Source organism: Paenibacillus sp. OSY-SE, assembly GCF_000283315.1.
GTDB classification, from domain to species: domain Bacteria; phylum Bacillota; class Bacilli; order Paenibacillales; family Paenibacillaceae; genus Paenibacillus_B; species Paenibacillus_B profundus.
In genome coordinates, this window is the sequence record NZ_ALKF01000180.1 from 25,326 (window position 1) to 47,858 (window position 22,533).

The following is a 22,533-nucleotide window of genomic DNA, read 5'->3' on the forward strand; positions in this document are numbered from 1 at the left end:
TCTCTTTTATACCCGTCACGCTTCTGCCGCCGGTCGCCCCGCTATGGACGAAAAGCCGCTGTCTTCTTTGGCACGCTCCGCCCTGCGCAAATATTTTTGCCCCTTCCAACGATACAAGGCAAGAAATCCGCGCACATACTCATCAGCAATCATGCAGATATATATGCCTGCCAGTCCCCATCCCCATCCGATGCCTATCACATAGGACAGCGCCGTAGCGATGAGCCACATCGAGAAGAGCGACGCAAGCATCGTGAACCGGGTATCTCCGACCGCATTGAGCGAGTTGTTAATCGCCATGTTCAACATCTTGCCCGGCTGCAGCAATAGATTGAATCCGAGCAGCGAAACACCGAGCGCAATAATGTCCGTGTCGGTCGTAAATAAGCCGAGCAGCCATTTGCCGAAAACGAAGATCATAAACGCATTCACCACTACCAGCGCAAGCCCGACGCCAAGTGCCCGATACGCTACCTTGTATGCATCACGCGTGCGCCCTGCACCGTACAAATGGGCAATCTGAATCTGAACCGCGAGCGCGATGGAATTACCGAGCAAGAAGCAGTACGATTCCAACGTATTCATATACGTCCGTGCTGCCAGCTCCTTCGCTCCCAGCAAAGCGATGAACGTGAAGATGACAAGCTGGGAGAACACCCAGCAGGACATATTAACGCCCAGCGGCCATCCGATGCGAAGAATCTCTTTGAACAGCTTGCTATCGAACGTCAGCAAGTCCCGCGTACGGATGCTTGGCTCGAACGAGCGCACAAACAGATATAATAGCAGCACGGTAGCAAGCAGACGGCTGACGAGCGTCGAGATCGCCACCCCGGTCAAGCCCCATTGCGGAAATCCGAATTCTCCAAAAATGAACCCGTAGTTCATAATTACGTGCACGACATTCATGCCGATCGCCGTATACATCGGACCTTTCGTATTGCCGGTATTGCGGATGACTGTACTGAGGGTGGACATGAGCGCCGTCAGCACCATGCCCCCGCCCACAATCGAAATATATACTTCCGCAAGCGGCAGCAGGTTATCAGGCAGCTGCAGCACGGATGCGATAGCGCGCGGCTGCGCGTACAATAACAGACTGAGCAGAACACCAATAAACGCACTGGCCGTCACCGCCATAATCGCAATCGTGCGAGCATCATTCTCTTGACGGGATCCCAGCTTCTGCGCAATGAGAATGCCAGCCCCGCTGGCTACCGTCATGAACAGCGTCGTCAGCGCCATGAACAATTGGTTGGAAAATCCGACAACCGCCACTGCGTCATCCGAAATGCGGCTGACCATGAGCGTATCCGCCGCTCCGAGCAAAAACTGCAAAAACAATTCTACAAAAATAGGCCATGCCAGCAGACCTAATGAAAACTTATTCCGTTCGTCATTCACAAAACAAACCTCCTGCTTTCCCCTGGTGTCACAACACTGAAATTACGTCTCTAAGCAGATAGAACGATATTATTATAGATGGTATACTTGATGCGATGTATCAGGAATCCAACCTAAACAGCCTGCACTTTTTGCAATCGAAAACCGATGTTGTAATAATCTACGCCTTGATTTCCGCAGACAGGTAAAACTACTGAGCAGACCAAATACTCGTCCGCTCGCTGGCGGCGGCAAATCACTTCTGCTGGGCGAGCCGGAACTACTCTTCGTATCGATCCAGTTAGCTGTCAATTATGCTTCCTGCTTCGTGCATCGCTCTGCGTAGCTTCAATTGTAGGCAGTAGTGTATCCACTTGATTTTTCATATACGTTTACTTCGACAGAACCCTCACCGCTTCCTGCTCCAGATGCCGATAGAGGTGACTTTTTCAGGAGTTAGCAGCAATAAGAATAGTCAGGATCGTGTTAGACTTTTTCATGGAGTCGCCACCTTTCGGTTAAGTTTGTAGGGGTACAAACATTTTGCCGGGTTAGAGATTCTTTTCCTACCATTTAGTGGTTATTCAACAAACGTGCTGTTGTAAAATAGGAATAACAAAAAAGCAAAGTAGAAAACTGTGACCAGGTATTATCATTCTGGCTGTAGCTTCTAATTTGCTTGAATATATCTGAATAATTGGGTAGAGTTGAAAGCGTTTTTTATCGAAATCTCATTAAAGAGTCCAGGAAGGAGATCATTTATTTATTTTGCTCTTGTTTCAATTTTCTTTAGAGTGGTAACCAATATGGATTCATCTGTAATTTCTTCCTCTATCTGAAATATGATGCGAAGGTTTGGATCAATCCATATTTTCACTTTATTATCCATAGTAGTTAATGCGATCGAATTAATTTTTCCTGATATAGAGTTTTTTATGTCTTCATTCCCTTTATTAATGTAACTATTAATTTTCCCGTCCAATGTATTGCAAAAAATATACTTATCATTTAAGTTCTTAATAAGAAATGGAATTTGAAAGTAAGACCCTGAACTTAACATATAATTATCAGGATAAGCAATTTGTACGTTGGAAGTATTATTTTTACCATCTAGAGTATGTTCAGTAGATTTTGTGTCAATAACAATTGAATTATCTGAAATTCTTGTACTAACTTCTCTTTCATACCGTTCTTTGTTATCTATATATTCTGTTTCAGATAAATCCACTAATGAATATTCAGAGTTTAACTTATATTTTTTTATGTTAAGTAAGTCTTTTCCCAACCCCACTAAAAATTCCTTTTTCAAAAATCTTTTCTCATCGAGTATATAGTAATCACCTTCCTGATGTATTGATATTTCTTGGGTCCCAATTAATTCAGAAGTTGGTTTATTCCTAATCTCGTAATACAAAATTGATGAATCAATTTTATCAGTTAAAATTATCTTTTCTGAGTTATCATTGGCCGTTATGTCTGAATTATCCTTGGTTGAATTTTGACAAGCGCTGAGAAGAATGATAACTAATAAAAGAAACATATATTTTATCCATTTCATAATTATGATGCCTCACATTCAACAGATAGTTCAAAGAGGAGGGGGTTATCCTACTACACAATCATAATCAATTTTCAAGTTTTTTTGTGTAGAGCCTTAAATCAATACCAGTAGCTGTATGACCAATTCCATTGCCACCAAAATTGTAAACCTGGTTCATCTCCATTTTTAACAAACCAAGCTGTTGCGCCTTCTTGTGCTACATTTGCAGGGTGAACTACAGGATCCCCAGTCCAAGTCTCACTGAAAGTATTGGTACTTGGTTCCGCTACAAGCAGTCCTTCATCCAATTGAAATGATCCACCAATCGAACCTACACTCACCCCTTCAATCGAGGGGTTGATGGCCCAATTGAAGGCACTTGTTGATTTTTGCTTTGTAGTCCCTTTTGGCGACCAGTCATTTAGGCTGATAGAACCTCCTTCGGAGGAATAGTATGATGTCCACTTCAACTGCGATATTCCTGAAGATTTACTATCTTTCGTAATTCCTGACGCAGTAGAAACTTGTTCTAGAACATACAACTTATGTTTTCCCGCATCCTTTGCTTTGTACAAACGCACGACACCATAAAAATTAGAGTAATCATCTCCTTCTTGTGTTGGGGAGGAATTCAGGAGAGTGTAGTCAGAACTAGCATAAGTAGATGAATTCAAAAAGTAGCTAATGTTATCATTTAAAGAAAGGTTCCCGTACGACTTAATTAAATCTTGATTTTTGACCGGGTCAGTAGTTAAGTAAAACCGTTGGGTCGAATGTTTGCTTTCATTTACATTCGAAGAACTTTGATCAGTAGCGGCAGTACAAACAGAAGTGGCCATCGCTGATAAGAGTAACAACAAAACAAGGAATGTGGACCATTTTTTAAACACTTTTAACGCCTCCTTTAGTATATAAGGATATGCATCTATTATAAGGTTAAGACAATTGGATACATTTGTAAAGTTTTGCGTTGTAAATTTACGATAGGATCTCTGAACTCGATTCTCGAAAGCAACTCCATCTAAAAAGCTCAAATCTTTGGTAAACGGCTTCGCGATGAGCCTGTCGTTAGGAAAGCGATAGTTCCCAGTAGCCGACGCAGCTCGCGTGGTCGTCTTTGGCTGCTGTTCGGCCATTGAAAGGTGCCGCGCTTGCCAGAAAAGCTTGCAGCAATCCAATCAGTTTTTTCGATGCGCTATCGCATCGAGCAAGCCAAAATTCTGCTGCTGCAGACTGATTTGACCGTCTCCCGCATCGCCGAAGACATCGGGTTCCGTCATGCTGCCTACTTCACCTCATGCTTCAGCAAATATGAGGGAATTGCGCCGCGCAGCTACCGCCAGCGCTTTTTCTCCATTTGATAATGGCGAACTGACTTGCTTTCAATGAGGGTACAGTGCGTCGAACTCCTGGCTGCATGCTATAAGACGTGATATATGATCTTGGCCTTCCGTTCCGTTATAATAGATAGTGCAGACCACAGAAACGGCATAGCAGCCTTATTTATTACATAAAGGAGATTCGTTTCTGCAATCGATTCTGCGCAAATTAGTGCAATGGAGGCGAGAGCATGTTAGTCGTTACAAACACAATCAGAATTAAAGCTGGATTCGGGAAGCAGGTGGCGGAACGCTTCGCGAACGCGAAGGGCGTACAGCAAATGCCCGGCTTCGTCCGCATGGAGGCTTGGCTTGGCGAAGGCAAAGAAGGCGAAGAAGAACTGAAAGTGTGCACACTCTGGGAGAATGAAGAAGCATTTCACAATTGGACATCCAGCGAAACGTTCCGCGCTTCGCACCGTGGAGCTGGAGACAGCAAAGAATACATGCTGGGCGCATCGCTGAATAAATATGAGCTGGTCGTCAGTCACAATACACAACAAGGAGCGGTAACGGAATGAACTTAAACAACAAAGTCGCTCTCATCACCGGTGCGGGCAAAGGAATCGGCAGAGCCCTCGCGATCGCCTTGGCGAAGGAAGGAACGCATCTCGGACTTGTCGCCCGGACGACTTCCGATCTGGAAGCTCTAAAATCTTCACTGACGAAGGAGTATGGCGTGAAGGTCAGCATCGCCGCAGCGGATATTTCCGTGCAAGCGGAAGCGGACAAGGCAGTTGCCGCCATCCGAGACGAACTCGGCACAATTGATATTTTGGTAAATAACGCCGGTATCGCCAAGTTCGGCACTGTTCTGGATATGGATCCTGCAGAATGGGAGCGCATCATCCAGGTCAATCTGATGGGCACTTACTACGTAACGCGCGCCGTGCTGCCGACTATGATCGGACAGAACTCCGGCAGCATCATCAATGTAGCCTCCACTGCTGGTGAACGCGGATTTGCGACGGGCTCCGCCTATAATGCCTCCAAGTTTGCCGTCATGGGCCTGACCGAGGCGTTGATGCAGGAAGTGCGCAAGCACAATATCCGTGTCACGGCGTTGACACCGAGCACCGTCAACACAGAGCTTGCCGTAAGCGCCGGCCTCAAGATTGGCGACGAGGACCGGATGATGCAGCCAGAGGATGTCGCCGATCTGGCACTCGCTACCTTGAAGCTGCCTGAGCGCATTTTCATCAAGACGGCGGGCATTTGGACCACGAATCCACAATAACCATTGTCCATTAACATATCGCATGAGAAGACAGGGGAGCTTATATCCCCTGTTTTTCTTTTTTACCGGAACTTTCCGCGTCCGTTATTGAATTTCTTGATTAGAGTTTGATACGCTTCGTTACTTATCTCAAGTTATTGGAGAGGCTGTACTCTCTCCGTTCGTGTATCAAATTGGCTCGGGATGACGACGCAGCTCGCACAAATCATCTGTGGAAACCCTTGTCGGTACTGCTTCAGAGCTTTATGGGGAATGTCCCGGAACAAAACATTCGGAAGCTCCAAATTGCAAATCGTCCGCAACTTATTAACTTCCTTCAACACGCTATCAACTCCGGCACGCACGGGATCTGCTTTTAATTCATTAAATGATAGCTGTCCGTTGTCCTCACTGTTGACTTCGTTATCGTTAGTTTCCAAATAAGCAATATTATCAATCAAAGAATCTAACTTATCTAAGGTTAAATGAAATGTGGTTTGGAAGAAGGTTTCTTCATAGGTGTGAATGGATGACCTAATTAACCGCTCGATTCGATCCGGGGTGGGCGGTACAATTTTTAACTCTCGAAAACAACGGTAAACGTATTCTTCAGATGCTCTATTTCATGATCATTATGAAGGTTAAATTATGCAACTAATTTTGTCGAATTAAGAAAAAAAGATGTAACATTATAATATTTTGGTAAGAATGGTTTTTCATGAGCATGGCCATGAATTCGAAGTTGATTAGGACTAGTCGGTCTGAATTGATTTCTTCTTATGGCTGAGCTATGCTATCGACACAGACGGAATTGCGGCTGCTGGAACATGTTCGGAGTTGCAATTACAAAAAGCCCAGGGATGAATCCCCGGGCTTTCCTTATGACTGCAGCAGTTCCAAATTGAAAAGTGCTTTTCAAAAGCTGTTAGTATTACATATGTAATACTACTAATTTCGATGTAAACAAGAAAGCCCAAGAAGCTCCTTGGGCTTTTTCAATATTAGTTTGGAGAGATCATAGTGCTCCCATTAAAATGTTTTCTATAGTAATCTGTGGTGTTCTTAGAATGAGATTTACTCCAACCAAGATGAACTATTTCCCAAAGATCTAAATTAACCTCAACAGCCTCAGTCGAACCCTTTTGAACTGCAGTCTCTGCATATCCACTATAAGAAATTTGGAGTTTGCCCGAGGCTTGTATAGTTCCTTGAGTGAAATTTTTGATAACAGTAAAACTACCAGAGTATGGAGCAAGGTATCCTGAGCTATCATACACTTGCTTGAATCTCTTTGAAGTGGATTGTCCAAACATAAATTCTTCAATTTGAACAAGGGTTCCAGCCTTTATTTTAACTCCTCCACCAATATCAAATGTTGTTGAATATTCTGCATCATATGTCTGGTAATACTGATCTCCGAGAATTTCAGGAGAAGTTTTTTCAGAATTGAGAAATTCTGATTTAACTTGAGCAATACTTTTTCCGGTGATTTCAGCGTATCGAGCGTAAAATTGATCTCGGCTCAATCTGGTAATCTGTGAATCTTCAACATGAACATTACCAGATTCCATTACCAGTGGTGCATATTTTACTGGAAAAGTTTTTGGAACAGTTACATCTTCGGCTGCGGAAGCAGGAGCAGTACTTAATACAAAAGAGGCACCCAGCAAAGCAGACAAAAACAACATCGAGATTTTCTTGATTTTCTTCAATTGTTGCCCATCCTTTTAATGGTTAATTTTGGATCCTAAAATGAATAGTATTCTACACAGTGCGTCTAAATCCCTTTTTTTGTTTTGTATCCTATATATTTATATGAATATCCAAATTTTGTGTTACAAACGTAATTCAATCGTAATGTAGCAACCATAGTCATTTAATGCAAAGGTAATACAAAAGTAATACACAATACAATGCCGACTATTTAGCCCCCTAATTAGATTGGAGAATAGAATACCAGATAAAGTATACCTTTCACAGGGGGCGATTCATGATGAGACAACGCGGTAAAGCATTCGAAAAAATCAGACATCAGGTTGCAGAAGAAGCGATGAGCGGCATGAAAACCGGATGTCTTGCACGGAATTATGGGATCATCCAGAGACCGTCCGTACATGGGTCAGAGGGTACAAAGAAACGGTGGGAGCTGACAACCTGTCGAGCGTAAGTGACCGTGTTGTAGAAGCCAAGCGCGTAGAAGAGCTGGAAGAAAACTATGCACGCGCAGTCAAAGACTTAGGAGAGAAAGAACTCGAAGTCGCGCTCTTGCGTGAACTGGTAAAAAAAACAACTAATGTTTGTCAAGCTTTTTAACTTTGAAGGCAAGTAATCTTCAGTTATACTGTTTTTAGGCAAAGCAAACAACCTCCACTTTAATGGATTTTTTTGGTTTTTTGTATAATCAGATGTTTAGCTTAGACAATAGGGCTGGCCCTTAACAAGAATGGCATGTATGTGATGAAGTAGCTTGTTGGCGCAAGCGATCACTGCCACCTTGTAGGGCTTGCCTTCCTTCTTTTTCTTTTCGTAAAATTCCTGAATCCTTGTATTATTGCCTCTAAGTCCACATAGTACTGCTAAATACATCGCACGTCTCAGCCGCTTTGAACCACGTTTTGTAATCCGGTTGCTTGACGCTGTAAATTTGCCTGAACTGAACACGCTTGGGTCTAATCCAGCATAAGCAATGAGTTGCTTAGCATGCCGAAATTGCGTGACGTCCCCAAACTCCGCTGCAATAGTGTCAGACAACTTATCCCCTATCCCTGATATTGTCTTTAGCAGCGCAACCTCTGGCAGCACTACGGTTGTCTCCTCGATTTGTTGCTCCAAAACACTCAACTGTTCTTGAAACTGCAACAACAGGACAACCATACTCCTCACAGCGACTACTAGCGTTTTGCTCGGATGCTCAATAGGATTTTGTTTGATCGCATTTGTCAGAAGGTCGATCTTCTTCTGAATCCATGCTTCTCCGTGAGACCTTCCAGGTATTTTTCGGATCGCATCCTCTGGTTGATCTGGTTGATTAAGACATTGTTGCAACACAAACAGTGATGACTTGCTATAAACATCACAAAAGACCTGAGTGAATGTTGGAAACACCTGATCTAGCAATGCTTGGGTATTGAGCTTAGCCTGTACGTAGAGTGACGTAATGAACTCATGTTGACGGGTCAAGTGTTGCAACTCGATCAGCGGTTCATTCTGTTCACGATGTGGCATTACCTCCTCTCGATAGTACATTTCCGCCAAATGCCAGGCATCAGTTGCATCTGTTTTTACCTTTCTGAGTTTTGTGTTTTTGGCGCGTTTTGATTGTAATGGATTAACCATTATATAACGGTGTTCATTCCTGTCTAGGAAAGCTGTTAGCCCTCGGTGATAGTGGCCGGTTGCTTCGAGAATAACAATTGGATCAGCTCCGGCCCGCTCTTTTAGAGTTAGCAATAAGTGATGCAATTGCTCCAAGCCTTCCCGTGTGTGCAAGATAGTTACCAACTTTCCATACGACTCATTACGATGAATAAAGGCTTGTAGCGTACTTATACCTTTTGAAACATCCAAGCCAACGACTGGTTCCATAATGACTCCTTTCTAAACAGATCAATTGTCGTACTCCTGCGATGGTTCTAACCCCATAGCTTCGCTTGTGATACGAGATCTGTGTTTCTACCAGCTCAAACATGGTAATTAGGAACAGGAGGGAGAACAGTTTTCAAATACGGGGTACTTGCCCCTAAATCCCCCTACATTCTCCCGACTACCGCCATCATATAGCATATATAAAAAGAGGTCAGCCAGAAATCTCTGGTTGACCTCATAATACGAAGAACCCTGCCTCGATGAAAAACTAAACGTTGCCCAGACGTTCATCAGGCAGGGGAATCCGGCAGCTACTGTATTACGTATGGCGGGTGTAGCGTCTTCCACATATTATGCTCGTCAGGCAAAGAACCGTAGAGTCTCGAATGCTGCGGATACCCACGTTCGTAGAGGACGCCCCAGACCTGGATACTCCTTGACCCAAGACGGGATGCGTGCCAACGACGAACAAACGAAGGAATGGCTCATGGAACTCATAGCTGGAGAGGAACATATCTACGGGTACTACCTATTGACGCAATGTTTACGCGATCAGCATCAGTTGATCATTAACCACAAAAAGGTATATCGACTGTGTGATGAATTGGATATTCTGCAACCCCAACGACGTAAAATTGTCCATCATCCGAGAAGATTGGCCCGAAATCACAACATTACCGGCCCGAACCAACTGTGGCAACTTGATATTAAATATGGGTGCGTAGCTGGTCGTGACCAATTCTTTTTTGTTGCGGATATGATTGACGTATTCGACCGCAAGATAAGCCGGATATTACAGGGCCACGCGACCTGCTTAGTAAAGTAACGTTTGATACGTTCCAGGAGGCGTTTCAAGCTATAGATGATCATATGGAATTTTATAATAACCGCAAGATGCATAGAAGCTTAAAAAAGCGATCGCCGATCGCCTTTCTAAAGGGTGTTGAGGATGGCACTGTTGATGCTGGTAAATTCGCAGTGGCGGTCTAAGTGTGAGTTTCTTAAATTGAAGCGATTCTTTGAAAAAACAAGCTATTCTACGATCGCAATTGATTATCTGCCCAGTTCTCCATAATTAGGGGGTCGGACCGATTCCCTTGCTTTGAACTCCACATTTGCAGTTCAAACGCCGAAAATGGTGGTATTTTGCAAAACAACTGTACAAAGGCAGTATTCGTCGGATTTTCTCCTGGAAATCGTCCAACAGCCTGTCTCGTCAGAGGCTGAAATCTGTCCTTTTAATTGGAAACCATTTAGATGAAATCCGACGGAACAGTACGTCAGTGATTCCTTCGTTTACGTGTTCAAAATGGAAATGGATATAATACCTCCTTATCCGTTCGGCGCTTCCGATCACTCTCCCCTTCGATCAGTAAACAAAGATTCCCGCCTATCTCAGGCGCTAGGCGGTGTGATCTAAAGGTGATGTTGCTGCATCGTCTAAGAAGCTACGGAGGGATGCCCCTTCTGAACGAGTGGGAGAATGGAGAGAAGTACTTGGCAGCGTATCGTTATTGAATGGAAATGTGATCTTTCTTTCGTTCAATTTATATAGCTCCCCTACTATTTCATAAAAAAAACGCACAATATGAAAATTTATACAGTATCACATATTTACTAACTCGTAACACCATGCTATAGTGTTACAGATTGTGTAATTCGTGATACCACTAACGGCTTGGGAGAGGATGTTGTGCTTCGATTTGTATTGTCACGAATTGGCGAGGCTGCAGTCGTGCTGCTGATCGTCAGCGTAATCGTCTTCATCTTTATCCGCCTGTTGCCCGGCGATCCGGCGATGGCTCTATATGGCGATAACATCCAGAAGATGACACCTGCCGATCAGCTGCGCATCCGCGACAATCTCGGATTGGATGAACCGCTTCACATCCAGTACACCAAATGGCTCGAAGGTGTGATGCACGGCGAACTCGGACGCTCCTATCTGAATGGGGAACCCGTCAGCACCATCATTTATAATGCGGTCGGCCCCACCGTGCAGTTGATGCTGACAGGGACGTTCCTTACCGTGCTCACCTCTCTGCTGCTTGGAACCTACACCGGGCTCAGGCATGCTTCCAAGACTGATGTTGTTGTAACCGTCTTCAGTTACTTATTGATGTCCATGCCCGCATTTTATCAAGCGTTGCTGTTCATGCTCGTGTTCTCTCTGTATTTCGGTTGGTTCCCCATCGCAGGCATGGGAAACCCGCATGGAGGATTCGGCGAGTGGCTCCGCCACATTACGCTTCCCGCACTCGTTCTGTCCTTATCATACATCGGTTATTACATACGCCTTTTACGAAATCATGTCCTTATAACAAAGGAAAAGGACTTCGTGCGTGCGCTCGAAGCCCGTGGCGTTCCTTACCTGCGTATCGTAACCCGTCACATCGCACCTAATTCAGCACTGCCGTTTCTTACGTATATCGGGATGTCATTATCGTTGACAATGGCTGGTTCCGTCGTCATTGAAACGCTGTTTTCTTGGCCTGGTCTTGGCATGCTGTCCTTGAAATCGGCGCTGACGCGAGACTATCCGGTACTCATCGCCGCAATTCTGCTCGGCACGTTCGTTGTCATTATCGGCAGCTTGCTTATCGATCTGTTCTGCGCCTGGTTCAATCCGCGCATCCGGCGGCAGCTTGTAAAGGAAGGAGCAGCTTCATGAAACTGACGAAATGGCTGGCTGTCACCGCCTGCGCCTATCTATGTCTCTTGCTTCTGCTCTCGTTCGCCGCACCGTATGCAACCGGGCACGACCCGGTTGATGTCAATCTGGGATCCATTCTGCAGCCGCCGCGGCCAGAGCATCTGATGGGTACGGACGAGATGGGGCGCGACGTGTTCACTCGCTTGTTGTACGGCGCGAGAGTATCGCTCTCTGTCGGATTCGCCGCTATGCTCGTGTCGCTCGTCGTCGGTGTCGTCTACGGTACCGTAAGCGGATACTGCGGCGGCTGGATCGACCGGATCATGATGCGGCTTCTGGATACGCTGCTCAGCATCCCGAGCTTGCTTATCATGATTGGAGTACAAGCCATCCTCTCCCCCGGTCTGCTCACAGTCGTCCTCGTCATCGGCCTGACGGGCTGGATGTCGCTTGCCCGCCTCATCCGTACCGAAATGTTCGAGCGCAAGGAAGAAGTATTCATTCAAGCATCAATCGTTGTCGGCGCTTCGCCTTATCGGCTGTTCGTCCGCCACTTGGTTCCGCATTCCTTGCCGACGATACTGGTCATGTCGGCGAGCGGCGTCGGCCATGCCATTTTGTCCGAATCGACGCTTAGCTTTCTAGGCCTCGGTATCCCGCCGCATGAAGCTTCGTGGGGGAACATGCTCGTAGGCGCACAAAATCATCTGCTGACAGGCGCCTGGTGGGCAGTCGCCTTCCCCGGAGCGTGCATCGTGTTGACGGTGCTGGCTATTACCTTCCTCGGTGATTGGCTTCAGAACCGCTATGGCAGCCCGCAATTCAATCCGAAGAAATGAAGAGCACGTGTTCAAAAAAGTGCCTTTCAGTATCGAGAAGCACAAGTATTCGTAAGAAAACTGCATCGGAAGCATTCCCGAAGAAGGAGGAAAGGAACATGCCTACCGAGATCGATTTACTGCGTGTGAATGGACTCACGCTTTCCTTTGACGACGGTGCCATGAAGAAGGATGTATTGAAACAGTTGTCCTTCTCACTTCTGCGAGGCAGGGTGACGGCTCTCATCGGCGAAAGCGGTTCGGGGAAAAGCCTGACTGCCCAAGCCCTGTTGGGAATGTTGCCACAGGAAGCGTATGTAAGTTCAGGCACGATCCTGTTCGAAGGGGAGGACATACGAACGTGGTCGGAGCATCTGCTGCAATCGTACCGAGGGGGCCAAGTCGGCATCGTCTTTCAAGATACGTTCGGAACCTTCGATCCGCTGTACAGAGTCGGCAGCCATTTTCAAGAGCTGTATGCCGTACATGCGAAGCTGTCGAAATCCGAAGCGAAGGAACGGGCTCTCCAGCTGCTCGGGGAAATGCAATTTCCCGACCCGGACCGCGTCTATCGGGCCTATCCGCACGAATTGTCCGGCGGGATGCGGCAGCGCATCCAGCTCGGATTGGCGCTCGCTCCTGAGCCGAAGCTTCTTATCGCGGACGAGCCTACGACCGCCTTGGACATGCCCATACAGGCTGACATCCTGCGATTAATTTCGCGCTGGAATCGCCGTACCGGAGCAAGTGTCCTCTTCATTACGCATGATCTGGGCGTCGTCGACGAGATTGCGGATGAGGTTCTCGTCATGCAGCATGGTGAGATCGTCGAGTCCGGATCGAAGCTGGACATCATGACCCGACCTGCTCATTCACATACAAAAGCACTGCTCGCTGACTATGCTTCGTTATCGGCGTCGAATCAAGCAAGCCTGGCTATCGGATCCGGCAGCATCGTTAAAGTGCGGGATGTAAGCAAATCGTATCGTGCCCATCGTGGCTGGAGCAAAGCCAAAAGCCAGATAAACGCCGTGCGAAACGCATCATTCCAGATCGGCGAAGCGGAATTGTTGGGACTCATCGGAGAGAGCGGCAGCGGCAAGAGCACCTTGTCGCGTCTGCTGCTCCAGCTTGATACACCAGACAGCGGATCCATCTGCTGGTGCAGCAAGACAGAGCCGCGGCGTTCCGTACAGTGGGTTCATCAAGACCCGCTTGCCTCCTTCGACCCGCGCTGGACCGTCGCCCAAATCGTCGGAGAAGGATTGGATTATGGTTGCAAGCTCTCGCAAGACGAGACTCGCGCCCGCATCAAGCACGCACTCAACAGCGTCGGACTCGGCGAGGAATTCGCTGGTACATATCCCCGCCAATTGTCTGGCGGCATGCGGCAGAGAGTTGCGCTGGCCCGCGCCTCGATTGTTCAGCCGCGTCTGCTCATTCTTGATGAACCCTTCGCTAGTCTGGATATGACCCAGCAAAGACAGATGCTTGCACTTCTCCGGCACATGAATGAAAGACAAGGAACGGCCATGCTCTTCATCACCCATGATGTCCGTGCCGCTATGCTGCTGTGTCATCGCGTCATGGTTATGCGTCAGGGGGAGATTATCGAGCAGCTTCCAGCGGCTCTGCTTCCGCATTCCGACCATCCTTACACGAAGCGGCTGCTGGCGGCGATTCCTGGCTTTGCCCACAGTTCGAACAAAAAAATTACTAAAGGAGTTATATGCACATGACGAAAACATGCAAATTGCTGCTGGCGTTGTTCTCTATTGCAAGTCTGCTTGCCATGTTAGGCTGTTCTTCAACGCAATCTGGCGATCAGGCAGGATCCGTTCCTGCTGCACAGTCAGCAGCAGCGCCGAAAACGATCGTATTCGGCACGGAAAGCGAAGTTGAGATGATCAATCCGGTATTGAACGGCGATCAGGATGTCGATACGCTCCTATTCCGCGGTCTGACGAAGCCAACCTCCGATAACGAGGTTGCTCCGGACATTGCTAAGGAATGGACGGTCTCTACCGATCAGCGGGAATATACATTTGTGCTGCGGGAAGATGTCGCATGGGAGGACGGGAACCCGCTTACGGCTGAAGATGTCAAGTTCACACTCGACACGCTGCTCAATCCGGCAACAAATTCCCCGATTCAAAGCGACTTTAACGAGATCGACCGGGTCGAGGTGCTTGAGCCGCACAAGGTGAAAATTACGTTGAAGGATCCGTTTCCGCCGCTCTTGAACAAGCTGAAGCTCGGTCTGCTTCCTAAGCATCTATTGGAAGGCAAAGAGATCAACACGGCGGAATTCAACCGCAAGCCTGTCGGGAACGGACCATTCAAATTGAAAGAATGGAAGACGGATCAGTCGATTGTTCTCGTCCGTAATGACAAGTTCCACGGCACGAAGCCGCAGATCGACGAGATGATTATCCGGCCCGTAACGGACCCGAATACACGGCTGATGCAATTGAAGACAGGTGAGATCGACTTAGCCTACATGGAGCTCAACCAAGAAGGCAGCGTGAAGGATACCGATCCGTTCATCGCGCTTCAGATGACAACGGTCGATTACCGCGGCATTCTGTACAATTTCCGCAACCCGTTGTTCCAAGATCCCCAAGTCCGCCTGGCGATGAGCGCTGCCTTGGATCGCGAAGCCTTAGTGCAGGGCGTGCTGTTCGGCAAAGGCCAACCAGCATACGGCCCGCTGCAGAAATCTTGGGCAAATGATCCGGCTCCGGAAGGGGCGGAGCTTCGTCCCGAAGAAGCAAGAGCGTTGCTGGAGAAGGCGGGCTGGAAGCCAGGCGCAGACGGCGTTCTCGTGAAGGACGGCACACGATTCGAGTTCGACTTGGTCTCGCCAGCGACAGATACGGTCCGTGTGGCGTTAGCCAATGCGGTTCGCACCCAGTTGAAGCCGCTCGGCATTTCCGTCAACCCGAAACCGCTGGATTGGAGCGCGATTCAATTCGACAAGATCGACGCGTTCATGATCGCATGGGGCAGTGAATTTGATCCTGACGACCATACGTATCGCGTATTCCACAGCAGCCAGATTGAGACCGGATTGTACAATTACGGCGCATACCGTAATGACAAGGTCGATAAGAGGCTGACCGAAGCGCGGATCGAACCGGAGCGCGACAAACGTAAAGATCTGTATGCCGAATTCCAGCGCGAGCTGCGGAAGGATCCTGCCTTCAATTTCCTTGTCTACGTTGATGCCTTGTATGGCGTCAGCAAAAAAATAAGCGGAGTCGGCAATCGCCCGTTGGGGCACCACGGCGCCGGCGTACTGTGGAACATTGAAGAGTGGACTGTGAAATAATCGGTATCATCGGGGAATTAGCCATCATGCGTATCAGCTTTTAGATACGAACGCCTCTATTTTCATACCTAAATTCCGCTTTTGCCGTATTTATGGTAGAGTTATTATAAAAAGTTGTTTTATGAGGTGCGTCATGAATGATTCCAATTTAAAACGGTTTGGCGTTTCCATGGATGGCAAGCTGCTAGAAAAGTTTGATGAGACAATTAAAGCAAAAGGGTATGAGAATCGATCCGAAGCGGTCCGTGACTTGGTCCGTGACGCCCTGGTCAAGGAATTCCTTGAAGATGACGACAAAGTGGTAGCTGGCAGCATATTGCTGTTCTATAACCACCATCACCGGAATCTCCTTGATGAGTTATCCAATCTTCAGCATGAGATGCATGATCTCATCCTGGCGACGACCCATTTCCACTTGGATCCGAGTAACTGCCTCGAGCTCATCGTTGTCAAAGGGAAAGCCAAGGAACTTAAAGTGCTGAGCGATCAGATCATCAGTTTAAAAGGTGTCAAATACGGAAAATTCACAGTGGCTCCCATTGATGAACCTCATTCATAATAAATATGTATATCCGGCAAGCCCCCTGCTTCAGGCAAGGGGCTTTGTTGTCCTCGCCCCTGGGCCTGTTTTTGAACAATTTTTACACTTTTGCAGATCCGAAATCTGCTTTGTTACTCAACTTGCGTAAAAAATACCTCCCTTGAGCGGACCTGAACCTGTCAGGCACGACAAAGGAGGTATCCCTACCTGCTTTCATTTTTTCCTCATTTTGCTGAAAAAGAATAAGATGAAAACTTCATATGATTGCGTAAAGCGTCCCATATATCAATGGTTTCCGATCCGACGGACCAATAAGCGAATCCGGCTATATTCCTCTGTTCCGCAAGCTCGGATTTCACGGAAAGTGAACGGCTATCCTCTGTCCAGATGCGATGAGGCACGCCCTGTTGCATATAATCTGCTGTATACTGGCCTATGTTGGCATCCCATGCCATCTTGGGTTTGTGCGCACGAAGTATGTTTCCTTGCTCGGCTAGAGTAAGATCCTGCGCTGTTGTGCCGCTCTGCTTCAAAGACCAATCACGCGTATACAGCGGCAAGCCCACGATTAGTTTTTCAGACGGAATCATAGTAATGAGCTTATCGATACCACGCTGCAGCCATGGCAGCGAAGAAACCGAGCCAGCCGCCGGAGCTCCGTCCCAATGCTCGTCATACCCCATAAGCACGATGTAATCGGCATTGGTTCCTAAAGCAGCATAATCAAACGCAGCCGTCCAATCTGTTCCCAAATCCGGGGACACATCGACAGACAATACCGCTTGCAGAAGATGCAGCTCTGCGGCCAGCTTCGACACAAACGCTGTGAACGCCTCCCGATCCTGCGGATAGACGTTCTCGAAATCAAGGTTCAATCCGTCAAGCCCATATTGGCGGACATAAGTCGTCAATTGTCCGATAACGGCATCCCTTTTGTTCGGATCGGTAAGAACGGAATGGGTCAGATCGGCATTGAAGCCATTGCCTACCATAGCCCATATTTTCTTGCCATTCTTCTTCGCCCAATCGATAAGCTCACGATCTGTATGATCCGCTACCGTCTGTGTCTTGTCGAGATAATACCATCTTGGGGATAGCGTGTTGACTGTGGACTTCTCGACACGAGCGATGTATTGCTGTGTTGTCAACTCGTATTGCCAGCCCATCTGGATGCTTTGTGGCGGATTCGCCTTCAACGCTGCCGACCAGCCCGGACGCTCCAGCGCTCTTGCCAAGACGACTGCAGTCTCCTGACGCGTCAACGGATCGTTCGGCCGGAATATCCCGGCATCTCCGTTCATTAGGCCGAGCTGCTGCATCGAGCCGACATAAGGAACGGCCCACGCAGCGATGCGACTCGCATCCTTGAAGGTCGGTTCCACCGGGGATTTGGAACGGGCCTGCTTGAACGCGCGCACGAGGACGGCTGCCGCTTCCTGACGGGTAATAGGCTGCTGCGGCTCAAACGTGCGTGCTCCCGTTCCATCTATGACCTGCAGCAGAAGCGCCGCCTGTACAGCTCCGTAATACCATGCACTCCGAGGAACATCGTCGAATGCGGGAATGTCGCTCGCCACCGGCTTGACGTTCAGCACACGGTTCACCATGGCTGTAAACTCCGCGCGCGATATGGGCTTATCCGGCTCGAAGGTACGTTGGCCCGTTCCGTTTACGATATGTCTTTCATACAAATCTACAATCTGTTTCTGTCCATAACTGTTGCCAATATCGTCGAACGGCAACGGTGTACGGCCCGACTCTCCCCACACCAGACTGGCAGTGAAGAAAAGAGCCGTTGATGCAAGCAGAATTAGTATTTTGCGAAAATAATTCAATGAATTGGCCTCACTTTACTAGAAATGATAGATATAATCATCCTAGCAAATAAAAGGAAGCCCGTTTACTATAAAATATTGGAAGTTGTTTTTTACCTCTATAATGTTAACAGTTGATGGCGAAGCAGAGACATTTGCTGATCCATCTGGAAAGAGGATTTGGCCAAGTCGACCAACTGCTTTCTTGCATCCTCCGGCACGTCTCCCCCTTCATATTTATAATTCAGTTTATGTTCCGTCGCGGCCCAGAAATCCATGGATGAGGTTCGTAGTTGTATTTCAGCAGGGACCCACAAGTTGCCGCTCGACAGAATCACCTTCGTCTGTACGACCATATGCAAGCTCTTATAGCCGCTTGGCTTCGGGTGTTCGATGTAGTCCTTCACTTGCAGCACCCGGATATCATCCCGCCGCTCGATATGCTCCTTCATCATGTAAACGTCATCGAGAAACGTCGTCACGATGCGCAAGCCCGCTATGTCTTGTATCTGCTCCTGCACCGCTTCCTGAGTGAAGGGAATGTTTTTTCTTTCCATCTTTTTCAACATGGATAGCGGCTCTTTGATCCGCCCCTTGATATGCTCTATTGGTGAATAGCCGTGTCTTGTTCTCCAATCCAAATCGATGATCTGAAAATCGCTTCTCAGCTCGTTTAACGCCATTTGGTATTGGCGGAAGAAGCCGCCCCAATTTTTCTGCAGCGTCTCGAGCACCTCGACCCGGTTGATCATGTTAATCAATTGATTGGTATGGTCTATCATGTTGCCCCTCCGTCATGTTCCAATGTAAATATTTTCGTTAATTCTAGATTAACCGGATCGAATCGCAATATCAAATAACAGGACAACGCGCCTCGCCTTTATGTGTCTGACATCGGTACAGTCCGTGCATGTGCGCGGAAATCAACACTTGCAAACGAGCACGATGCTTCCAACAGAATGACTTGCTCCAATAGTTCCGTCAAGTCGTGCACCGCCATCGCCCTCGTGTATTCTTCGTCGTCATCGAGCTGACAAGCGACTTCCAACAGACCGGTCTTCAGTTGGCTGTACCGTATCAGGTGATGTATATCCATTTCCCCTTCCCTCCTTTACGTAATTTACGTAATTGTACTGTTTTGTACCTCAAAGTGTGGTATTCTGGAATAGCATATGGATTATATGGTGCTGTGAAAGGAATTTCTGAGGTGTATCCCGCAAACCAAGAATAGCGTTCTTTGCAACTACTATAGCGTAGTGGTATGATGTTTGCAAGCCAAGAATTGCATTTTTACATGTGTTATTTTACTTTTTTTCAAGGAGGTATGTTATGAGTATCGGAGCACTGCTGCGGGAATTGCGCGGCAAGCGGTCGCTTAGGGAAATTGAGCGCGAGTCGGGGGTTAGCCACACTTATTTAAGCAGTCTTGAAAAAGGATATGATCCGCGAACGGGAAAGGAACGGAAGCCTACACCCGACACGTTGAAGAAGCTGGCGCAGGTGTACGACATTTCGTACGAGCAGCTGATGCTCAGCGCCGGATATATGGATATGGACAGGAACGATAACCGTTCGTTGACGGAGATGCTGGAAGACACTCTCGTTGCAGACAACGACTCTGATATGAATTATAGCTCGCACGCCCGGAGAAACCCGCAGCAGCGAACGGTCAAAGAGACGCGGCCATGCTACGAGCTTGCCGACGTTCTGCAAGGAGATGTTCCCGTATATTACCGCGGGCATCTGTTGAATGAAGCGGATTGCCAACGCACGCTCACCATGCTGGATGTGCTCTTTCCGGATTCGAAGCATACGAAGCCAGAAGAGGGCAAGCCGGACGATAAGCAGCTGTGAAGCTGAACGGAACCATTTCGGGTCACGGGCAGACTCTTTTTCCGACGATAATCAAATCACGCTCTATCCCGTCTATCTCAGCGATATTCGGTAAATGAGCCCACCTGTCAAATCCGAAGCGCTCAAACATATACAGACTTGCTTCATTATGTCCAAATATAAATCCGAGCAAGGTTTTGATCTGCAATGAGGGACAGGCCTCAATGCCTTTCTGGAGCATGTATTTGCCGAGCCCTTTCCCTCTATATTGTTCATGAATGTAGATGCTCACTTCTGCTGTCGCGTTATATGCGGGCCTTCCGTAAAAAGATTGAAAGCTGAACCATCCGCAAAGGTTCCCTTGTTGCTCCACGCACCACAGCGGTCTGGAATCAGGCGAATGCTCGTGGAACCATAGTTCTCTGCTCTCCACGGTAACCGGGCTGGTATCTGCGGTTACGATACGGCTTGGCACGGTAGAATTGTATATATCGACAATGGCCGGCAAATCGCTGATTACAGCATTTCGAATCGTAATGTTGTCTATCATTTCGAGCGTCACGTCCTTCAGGCAACAAGATTGGCACAGCGGTGAATCGCCGCCGATTTTAAAATTGTATACCAATCTATGTCCAAAAGGAAATAATTTTATGTGCCTTCCCTATTGGAGAATGCATGCTTACAAAACAAAAACGATGAGCAAAGGGATTAGCTCATCGCTTTCATGTCCATGTTACAAATTGTCCATGCCATTCGCTGCGAGAATGATTCCGGCGATACTATCATTCACTCCAAGGCAGCGCAAGCGGCAGCAGCGCCATGATTACATGGTAGTCGCCAGGAAAGACAGCTTCTGTGCGACCGCAGACGCTCAATCTGCCGTTCTTCGCTGAAAAGCAGCGTATAATGGCGGCGCATCTAGCACAGCGGGGCCATATCTAAATGGGACAGCGCCCCGACAGAGCGGAGCTGCTCGATGCTTATGAATCCGCCTCCTGCTCTGGATGCTGTGTTTGTTGGCGGGTGAGATAGACTTCATAAGCCTGCTCGAATAGCTCCAGCAGTTCAGGCTCCAGTGGATACATCCCGATCTGAGCGGATTGCTCCGGGCACTTCCGGATTTTCCACAGTTTATCGAGGAATTCATCTTCCCCTGAAAATGATTCGTCGGTTTTTTCCAATATACGTCTGACAATCCGCTGTACCTGAGGAGCATCCGGTCCGGCATCCCTATTCTTGCGGAGCTGTGCAATCAGCCCGATCCATTCCAGCGAGTCGGGATCATCTCCGTTCACTTTCGGCAGGCGCGACACGAGCTTCTGCTCGTGCTCCTCGAACAGTAGCTTGCGGTATTTCTTCCGCGTTTCCTGACTGCGGCCTGACAACTGAATCAGCTTCCGAACCGCGGCTCCCTTCGCTTCTCCTTCGAAGGCCATGCTGTGCAGCAGTTCGCGCAAATAATTCTCCATCTGCTTGAGCTTCTCTTGTTCTTCCAATACATAAGCCAGCTGGTTGTTCAGACTGGCGGACCAATCCCGGTCCTGAATGGTGAGCATCTCATCTATCTCCTGCAGCCTGAAGCCCATCTGCTTCAAAAATTGAATATGCTTCAGCCTCATCAAATCATCATGAGAATAAATTCGATGTCCGCCAGGCGTCTTGGCTGAAGGGTTCAGCAACCCGATCTGATCGTAATAGCGCAGCGTGCGGACCGTTATGCCAGTCTGTTTGGTAACGTCTTGAATCGGAATCGTAGCGCAACACCTTCTTTGGTGAATAATGTAATCCCTTAATTTAAGATGACGTGACGTCACTTTCAATCCCTAGTTTTTATTTTTCCCCAGCCCAAGTTCCCTTGTCCGTTTCGCATAATCTCCATCGGCCTCCCGGCTAATCTCTTTATGATACAGGGCCTTATATTGCTTGGAGGACAGCCATACGTGGTATATTATAGCAAAGTATCCCCTTTAAGGCGCCGAGAAGAAAAAAATAATGATCAATAGAGCGTTCATCAACCCATGTAGAATAATAGGCATCCACAAAGTGCCCCTTTTTTCGTAAAATATAGCAAAAAGGCAACCAGTTACAGTGGCATTGAGCATAAGCTCTGGCGCATGGCCAATCCCAAAAATGAGCCCGCTAATCACAACTCCAACAACTACGCCGAAACGAGAGCGAAGATACCTGTAAATAACCCCACGATTTATAATCTCTTCTACGATCGGGGCAATGCAGGACTAAGTCCTAGATGTTCGAACTGATCCCCAACAGCCCCCATTATTGTATCCGTCAGCATTATTCTCCATATAATCAAAATAAGCAGCAAATCGATTACATTCCAGGGCACCTTGTCATGTTTAACTGAGTCATGATGAATCGTAGAATTGTCGCTCAACAAAATTCCCCTTTCATTTCGCCGCATTCGCGTCATCGATATTAT

Annotated in this window: 24 protein-coding genes and 1 pseudogene; 12 read left to right on the forward strand and 13 right to left on the reverse strand. The window is 47.6% G+C overall.

All coding sequences use genetic code 11. The features are described 5' to 3' along the window. Nucleotides 1-15 precede the first annotated feature (15 nt). From A372_RS0114055 to A372_RS0114065, 3 genes are all read right to left on the reverse strand, one after another. Complete coding sequence (locus tag A372_RS0114055; RefSeq protein WP_019421500.1) at nucleotides 16-1,404, reverse strand: MATE family efflux transporter; 1,389 nt, start codon at nucleotides 1,402-1,404, stop codon at nucleotides 16-18. A 742-nt stretch (nucleotides 1,405-2,146) separates the two neighbouring features. Further along, complete coding sequence (locus A372_RS0114060) at nucleotides 2,147-2,941, reverse strand: hypothetical protein (RefSeq protein WP_019421501.1); 795 nt, start codon at nucleotides 2,939-2,941, stop codon at nucleotides 2,147-2,149. Nucleotides 2,942-3,042: 101 nt separating this feature from the next. Next, nucleotides 3,043-3,813, reverse strand: a complete 771-nt coding sequence (locus A372_RS0114065) for a hypothetical protein (protein ID WP_019421502.1) — start codon at nucleotides 3,811-3,813, stop codon at nucleotides 3,043-3,045. A gap of 294 nt (nucleotides 3,814-4,107) precedes the next feature. Here A372_RS0114065 and A372_RS0114070 point away from each other — a divergent pair. The 3 genes and pseudogenes from A372_RS0114070 to A372_RS0114080 form a co-directional block, all read left to right on the forward strand. Next, a pseudogene (locus A372_RS0114070) lies at nucleotides 4,108-4,284 on the forward strand (helix-turn-helix domain-containing protein); the annotation flags it as partial. A 209-nt stretch (nucleotides 4,285-4,493) separates the two neighbouring features. Then, nucleotides 4,494-4,823, forward strand: a complete 330-nt coding sequence (locus A372_RS0114075; protein WP_019421504.1) for an antibiotic biosynthesis monooxygenase — start codon at nucleotides 4,494-4,496, stop codon at nucleotides 4,821-4,823. Next, entirely contained in the window at nucleotides 4,820-5,539 is a 720-nt protein-coding gene (locus tag A372_RS0114080) for a 3-ketoacyl-ACP reductase (RefSeq protein WP_019421505.1), read from the forward strand. The genes A372_RS0114075 and A372_RS0114080 overlap by 4 nt, the downstream gene beginning before the upstream one ends. Nucleotides 5,540-5,673: 134 nt before the next feature. Here the strand turns inward: A372_RS0114080 and A372_RS0114085 are convergent, their stop codons facing one another. Then, nucleotides 5,674-5,979, reverse strand: coding sequence for a hypothetical protein (locus tag A372_RS0114085; RefSeq protein WP_026011067.1), 306 nt, complete (start codon nucleotides 5,977-5,979; stop codon nucleotides 5,674-5,676). Between the two features lie 540 nt (nucleotides 5,980-6,519). Next, nucleotides 6,520-7,230: a hypothetical protein gene (locus tag A372_RS0114090; RefSeq protein WP_019421506.1), complete on the reverse strand. Its 711-nt coding sequence runs from the start codon at nucleotides 7,228-7,230 to the stop codon at nucleotides 6,520-6,522. Between the two features lie 427 nt (nucleotides 7,231-7,657). Between A372_RS0114090 and A372_RS0114095 the strand changes: the two genes are divergently transcribed. Then, on the forward strand, nucleotides 7,658-7,831 hold the full coding sequence (locus A372_RS0114095) for a hypothetical protein (RefSeq protein ID WP_157259557.1): 174 nt from the start codon (nucleotides 7,658-7,660) through the stop codon (nucleotides 7,829-7,831). 96 nt (nucleotides 7,832-7,927) lie between these two features. Here A372_RS0114095 and A372_RS0114100 read toward each other — a convergent pair whose 3' ends face one another. Next, nucleotides 7,928-9,103: an IS110 family transposase gene (locus tag A372_RS0114100; RefSeq protein WP_019421508.1), complete on the reverse strand. Its 1,176-nt coding sequence runs from the start codon at nucleotides 9,101-9,103 to the stop codon at nucleotides 7,928-7,930. Nucleotides 9,104-9,539: 436 nt separating this feature from the next. Between A372_RS0114100 and A372_RS0114105 the strand changes: the two genes are divergently transcribed. The 7 genes from A372_RS0114105 (at nucleotide 9,540) to nikR (ending at nucleotide 16,464) form a co-directional block, all read left to right on the forward strand. Continuing rightward, nucleotides 9,540-9,929, forward strand: a complete 390-nt coding sequence (locus tag A372_RS0114105) for an IS3 family transposase (protein ID WP_157259558.1) — start codon at nucleotides 9,540-9,542, stop codon at nucleotides 9,927-9,929. 32 nt (nucleotides 9,930-9,961) lie between these two features. Continuing rightward, complete coding sequence (locus A372_RS39555; protein ID WP_443146838.1) at nucleotides 9,962-10,093, forward strand: hypothetical protein; 132 nt, start codon at nucleotides 9,962-9,964, stop codon at nucleotides 10,091-10,093. A 703-nt stretch (nucleotides 10,094-10,796) separates the two neighbouring features. Then, a complete protein-coding gene (locus A372_RS0114115) occupies nucleotides 10,797-11,774 on the forward strand; it encodes an ABC transporter permease (protein WP_019421511.1) in 978 nt (325 codons plus the stop codon). Beyond that, nucleotides 11,771-12,595 carry an ABC transporter permease gene (locus A372_RS0114120; RefSeq protein WP_019421512.1) on the forward strand — a complete coding sequence of 275 codons (825 nt, stop codon included), beginning with the start codon at nucleotides 11,771-11,773 and terminating at the stop codon, nucleotides 12,593-12,595. The genes A372_RS0114115 and A372_RS0114120 overlap by 4 nt, the downstream gene beginning before the upstream one ends. A gap of 98 nt (nucleotides 12,596-12,693) precedes the next feature. Next, a complete protein-coding gene (nikE, locus tag A372_RS0114125) occupies nucleotides 12,694-14,313 on the forward strand; it encodes a nickel ABC transporter ATP-binding protein NikE (protein WP_019421513.1) in 1,620 nt (539 codons plus the stop codon). Then, nucleotides 14,310-15,905: an ABC transporter substrate-binding protein gene (locus A372_RS0114130; protein ID WP_019421514.1), complete on the forward strand. Its 1,596-nt coding sequence runs from the start codon at nucleotides 14,310-14,312 to the stop codon at nucleotides 15,903-15,905. Before nikE ends, A372_RS0114130 begins: the two co-directional genes overlap by 4 nt. Nucleotides 15,906-16,038: 133 nt before the next feature. Further along, on the forward strand, nucleotides 16,039-16,464 hold the full coding sequence (gene nikR / locus A372_RS0114135) for a nickel-responsive transcriptional regulator NikR (protein ID WP_019421515.1): 426 nt from the start codon (nucleotides 16,039-16,041) through the stop codon (nucleotides 16,462-16,464). Nucleotides 16,465-16,670: 206 nt separating this feature from the next. Here the strand turns inward: nikR and A372_RS0114140 are convergent, their stop codons facing one another. From A372_RS0114140 to A372_RS33940, 3 genes are all read right to left on the reverse strand, one after another. Further along, a complete protein-coding gene (locus A372_RS0114140; RefSeq protein WP_019421516.1) occupies nucleotides 16,671-18,281 on the reverse strand; it encodes an S-layer homology domain-containing protein in 1,611 nt (536 codons plus the stop codon). A gap of 98 nt (nucleotides 18,282-18,379) precedes the next feature. Continuing rightward, nucleotides 18,380-19,042 (reverse strand): GTP pyrophosphokinase, encoded by a 663-nt coding sequence (locus A372_RS0114145; protein WP_019421517.1) that lies wholly within the window; start codon nucleotides 19,040-19,042, stop codon nucleotides 18,380-18,382. Between the two features lie 98 nt (nucleotides 19,043-19,140). Further along, nucleotides 19,141-19,356: a hypothetical protein gene (locus A372_RS33940; RefSeq protein ID WP_019421518.1), complete on the reverse strand. Its 216-nt coding sequence runs from the start codon at nucleotides 19,354-19,356 to the stop codon at nucleotides 19,141-19,143. A 233-nt stretch (nucleotides 19,357-19,589) separates the two neighbouring features. On the opposite strand from A372_RS33940, the gene A372_RS35485 reads away from it, so the two are divergent. Next, complete coding sequence (locus A372_RS35485) at nucleotides 19,590-20,114, forward strand: helix-turn-helix domain-containing protein (protein ID WP_019421519.1); 525 nt, start codon at nucleotides 19,590-19,592, stop codon at nucleotides 20,112-20,114. Between the two features lie 22 nt (nucleotides 20,115-20,136). On the opposite strand, the gene A372_RS0114160 is transcribed toward A372_RS35485, so the two are convergent. The 4 genes from A372_RS0114160 to A372_RS0114170 form a co-directional block, all read right to left on the reverse strand. After that, nucleotides 20,137-20,643, reverse strand: a complete 507-nt coding sequence (locus A372_RS0114160) for a GNAT family N-acetyltransferase (protein ID WP_026011070.1) — start codon at nucleotides 20,641-20,643, stop codon at nucleotides 20,137-20,139. A 430-nt stretch (nucleotides 20,644-21,073) separates the two neighbouring features. Next, nucleotides 21,074-21,907, reverse strand: coding sequence for a MerR family transcriptional regulator (locus A372_RS0114165; RefSeq protein WP_019421521.1), 834 nt, complete (start codon nucleotides 21,905-21,907; stop codon nucleotides 21,074-21,076). Nucleotides 21,908-22,060: 153 nt separating this feature from the next. Then, complete coding sequence (locus A372_RS39560; protein WP_083858852.1) at nucleotides 22,061-22,324, reverse strand: CPBP family intramembrane glutamic endopeptidase; 264 nt, start codon at nucleotides 22,322-22,324, stop codon at nucleotides 22,061-22,063. Then, nucleotides 22,309-22,524: a hypothetical protein gene (locus A372_RS0114170; protein WP_019421522.1), complete on the reverse strand. Its 216-nt coding sequence runs from the start codon at nucleotides 22,522-22,524 to the stop codon at nucleotides 22,309-22,311. Before A372_RS0114170 ends, A372_RS39560 begins: the two co-directional genes overlap by 16 nt. Nucleotides 22,525-22,533 lie beyond the last annotated feature (9 nt).

What these genes read in the sequence shown, in the direction of transcription:
- A372_RS0114060 (WP_019421501.1), bottom strand. Translation starts at nt 2,941, where the DNA reads ATGAAATGGATAAAATATATGTTTCTTTTATTAGTTATCATTCTTCTC.
- A372_RS0114075 (WP_019421504.1), top strand. Translation starts at nt 4,494, where the DNA reads ATGTTAGTCGTTACAAACACAATCAGAATTAAAGCTGGATTCGGGAAG.
- A372_RS0114080 (WP_019421505.1), top strand. Translation starts at nt 4,820, where the DNA reads ATGAACTTAAACAACAAAGTCGCTCTCATCACCGGTGCGGGCAAAGGA.
- A372_RS0114100 (WP_019421508.1), bottom strand. Translation starts at nt 9,103, where the DNA reads ATGGAACCAGTCGTTGGCTTGGATGTTTCAAAAGGTATAAGTACGCTA.
- A372_RS0114120 (WP_019421512.1), top strand. Translation starts at nt 11,771, where the DNA reads ATGAAACTGACGAAATGGCTGGCTGTCACCGCCTGCGCCTATCTATGT.
- nikE (WP_019421513.1), top strand. Translation starts at nt 12,694, where the DNA reads ATGCCTACCGAGATCGATTTACTGCGTGTGAATGGACTCACGCTTTCC.
- A372_RS0114130 (WP_019421514.1), top strand. Translation starts at nt 14,310, where the DNA reads ATGACGAAAACATGCAAATTGCTGCTGGCGTTGTTCTCTATTGCAAGT.
- nikR (WP_019421515.1), top strand. Translation starts at nt 16,039, where the DNA reads ATGAATGATTCCAATTTAAAACGGTTTGGCGTTTCCATGGATGGCAAG.
- A372_RS0114145 (WP_019421517.1), bottom strand. Translation starts at nt 19,042, where the DNA reads ATGATAGACCATACCAATCAATTGATTAACATGATCAACCGGGTCGAG.
- A372_RS33940 (WP_019421518.1), bottom strand. Translation starts at nt 19,356, where the DNA reads ATGGATATACATCACCTGATACGGTACAGCCAACTGAAGACCGGTCTG.
- A372_RS35485 (WP_019421519.1), top strand. Translation starts at nt 19,590, where the DNA reads ATGAGTATCGGAGCACTGCTGCGGGAATTGCGCGGCAAGCGGTCGCTT.
- A372_RS0114160 (WP_026011070.1), bottom strand. Translation starts at nt 20,643, where the DNA reads ATGATAGACAACATTACGATTCGAAATGCTGTAATCAGCGATTTGCCG.
- A372_RS0114170 (WP_019421522.1), bottom strand. Translation starts at nt 22,524, where the DNA reads ATGACGCGAATGCGGCGAAATGAAAGGGGAATTTTGTTGAGCGACAAT.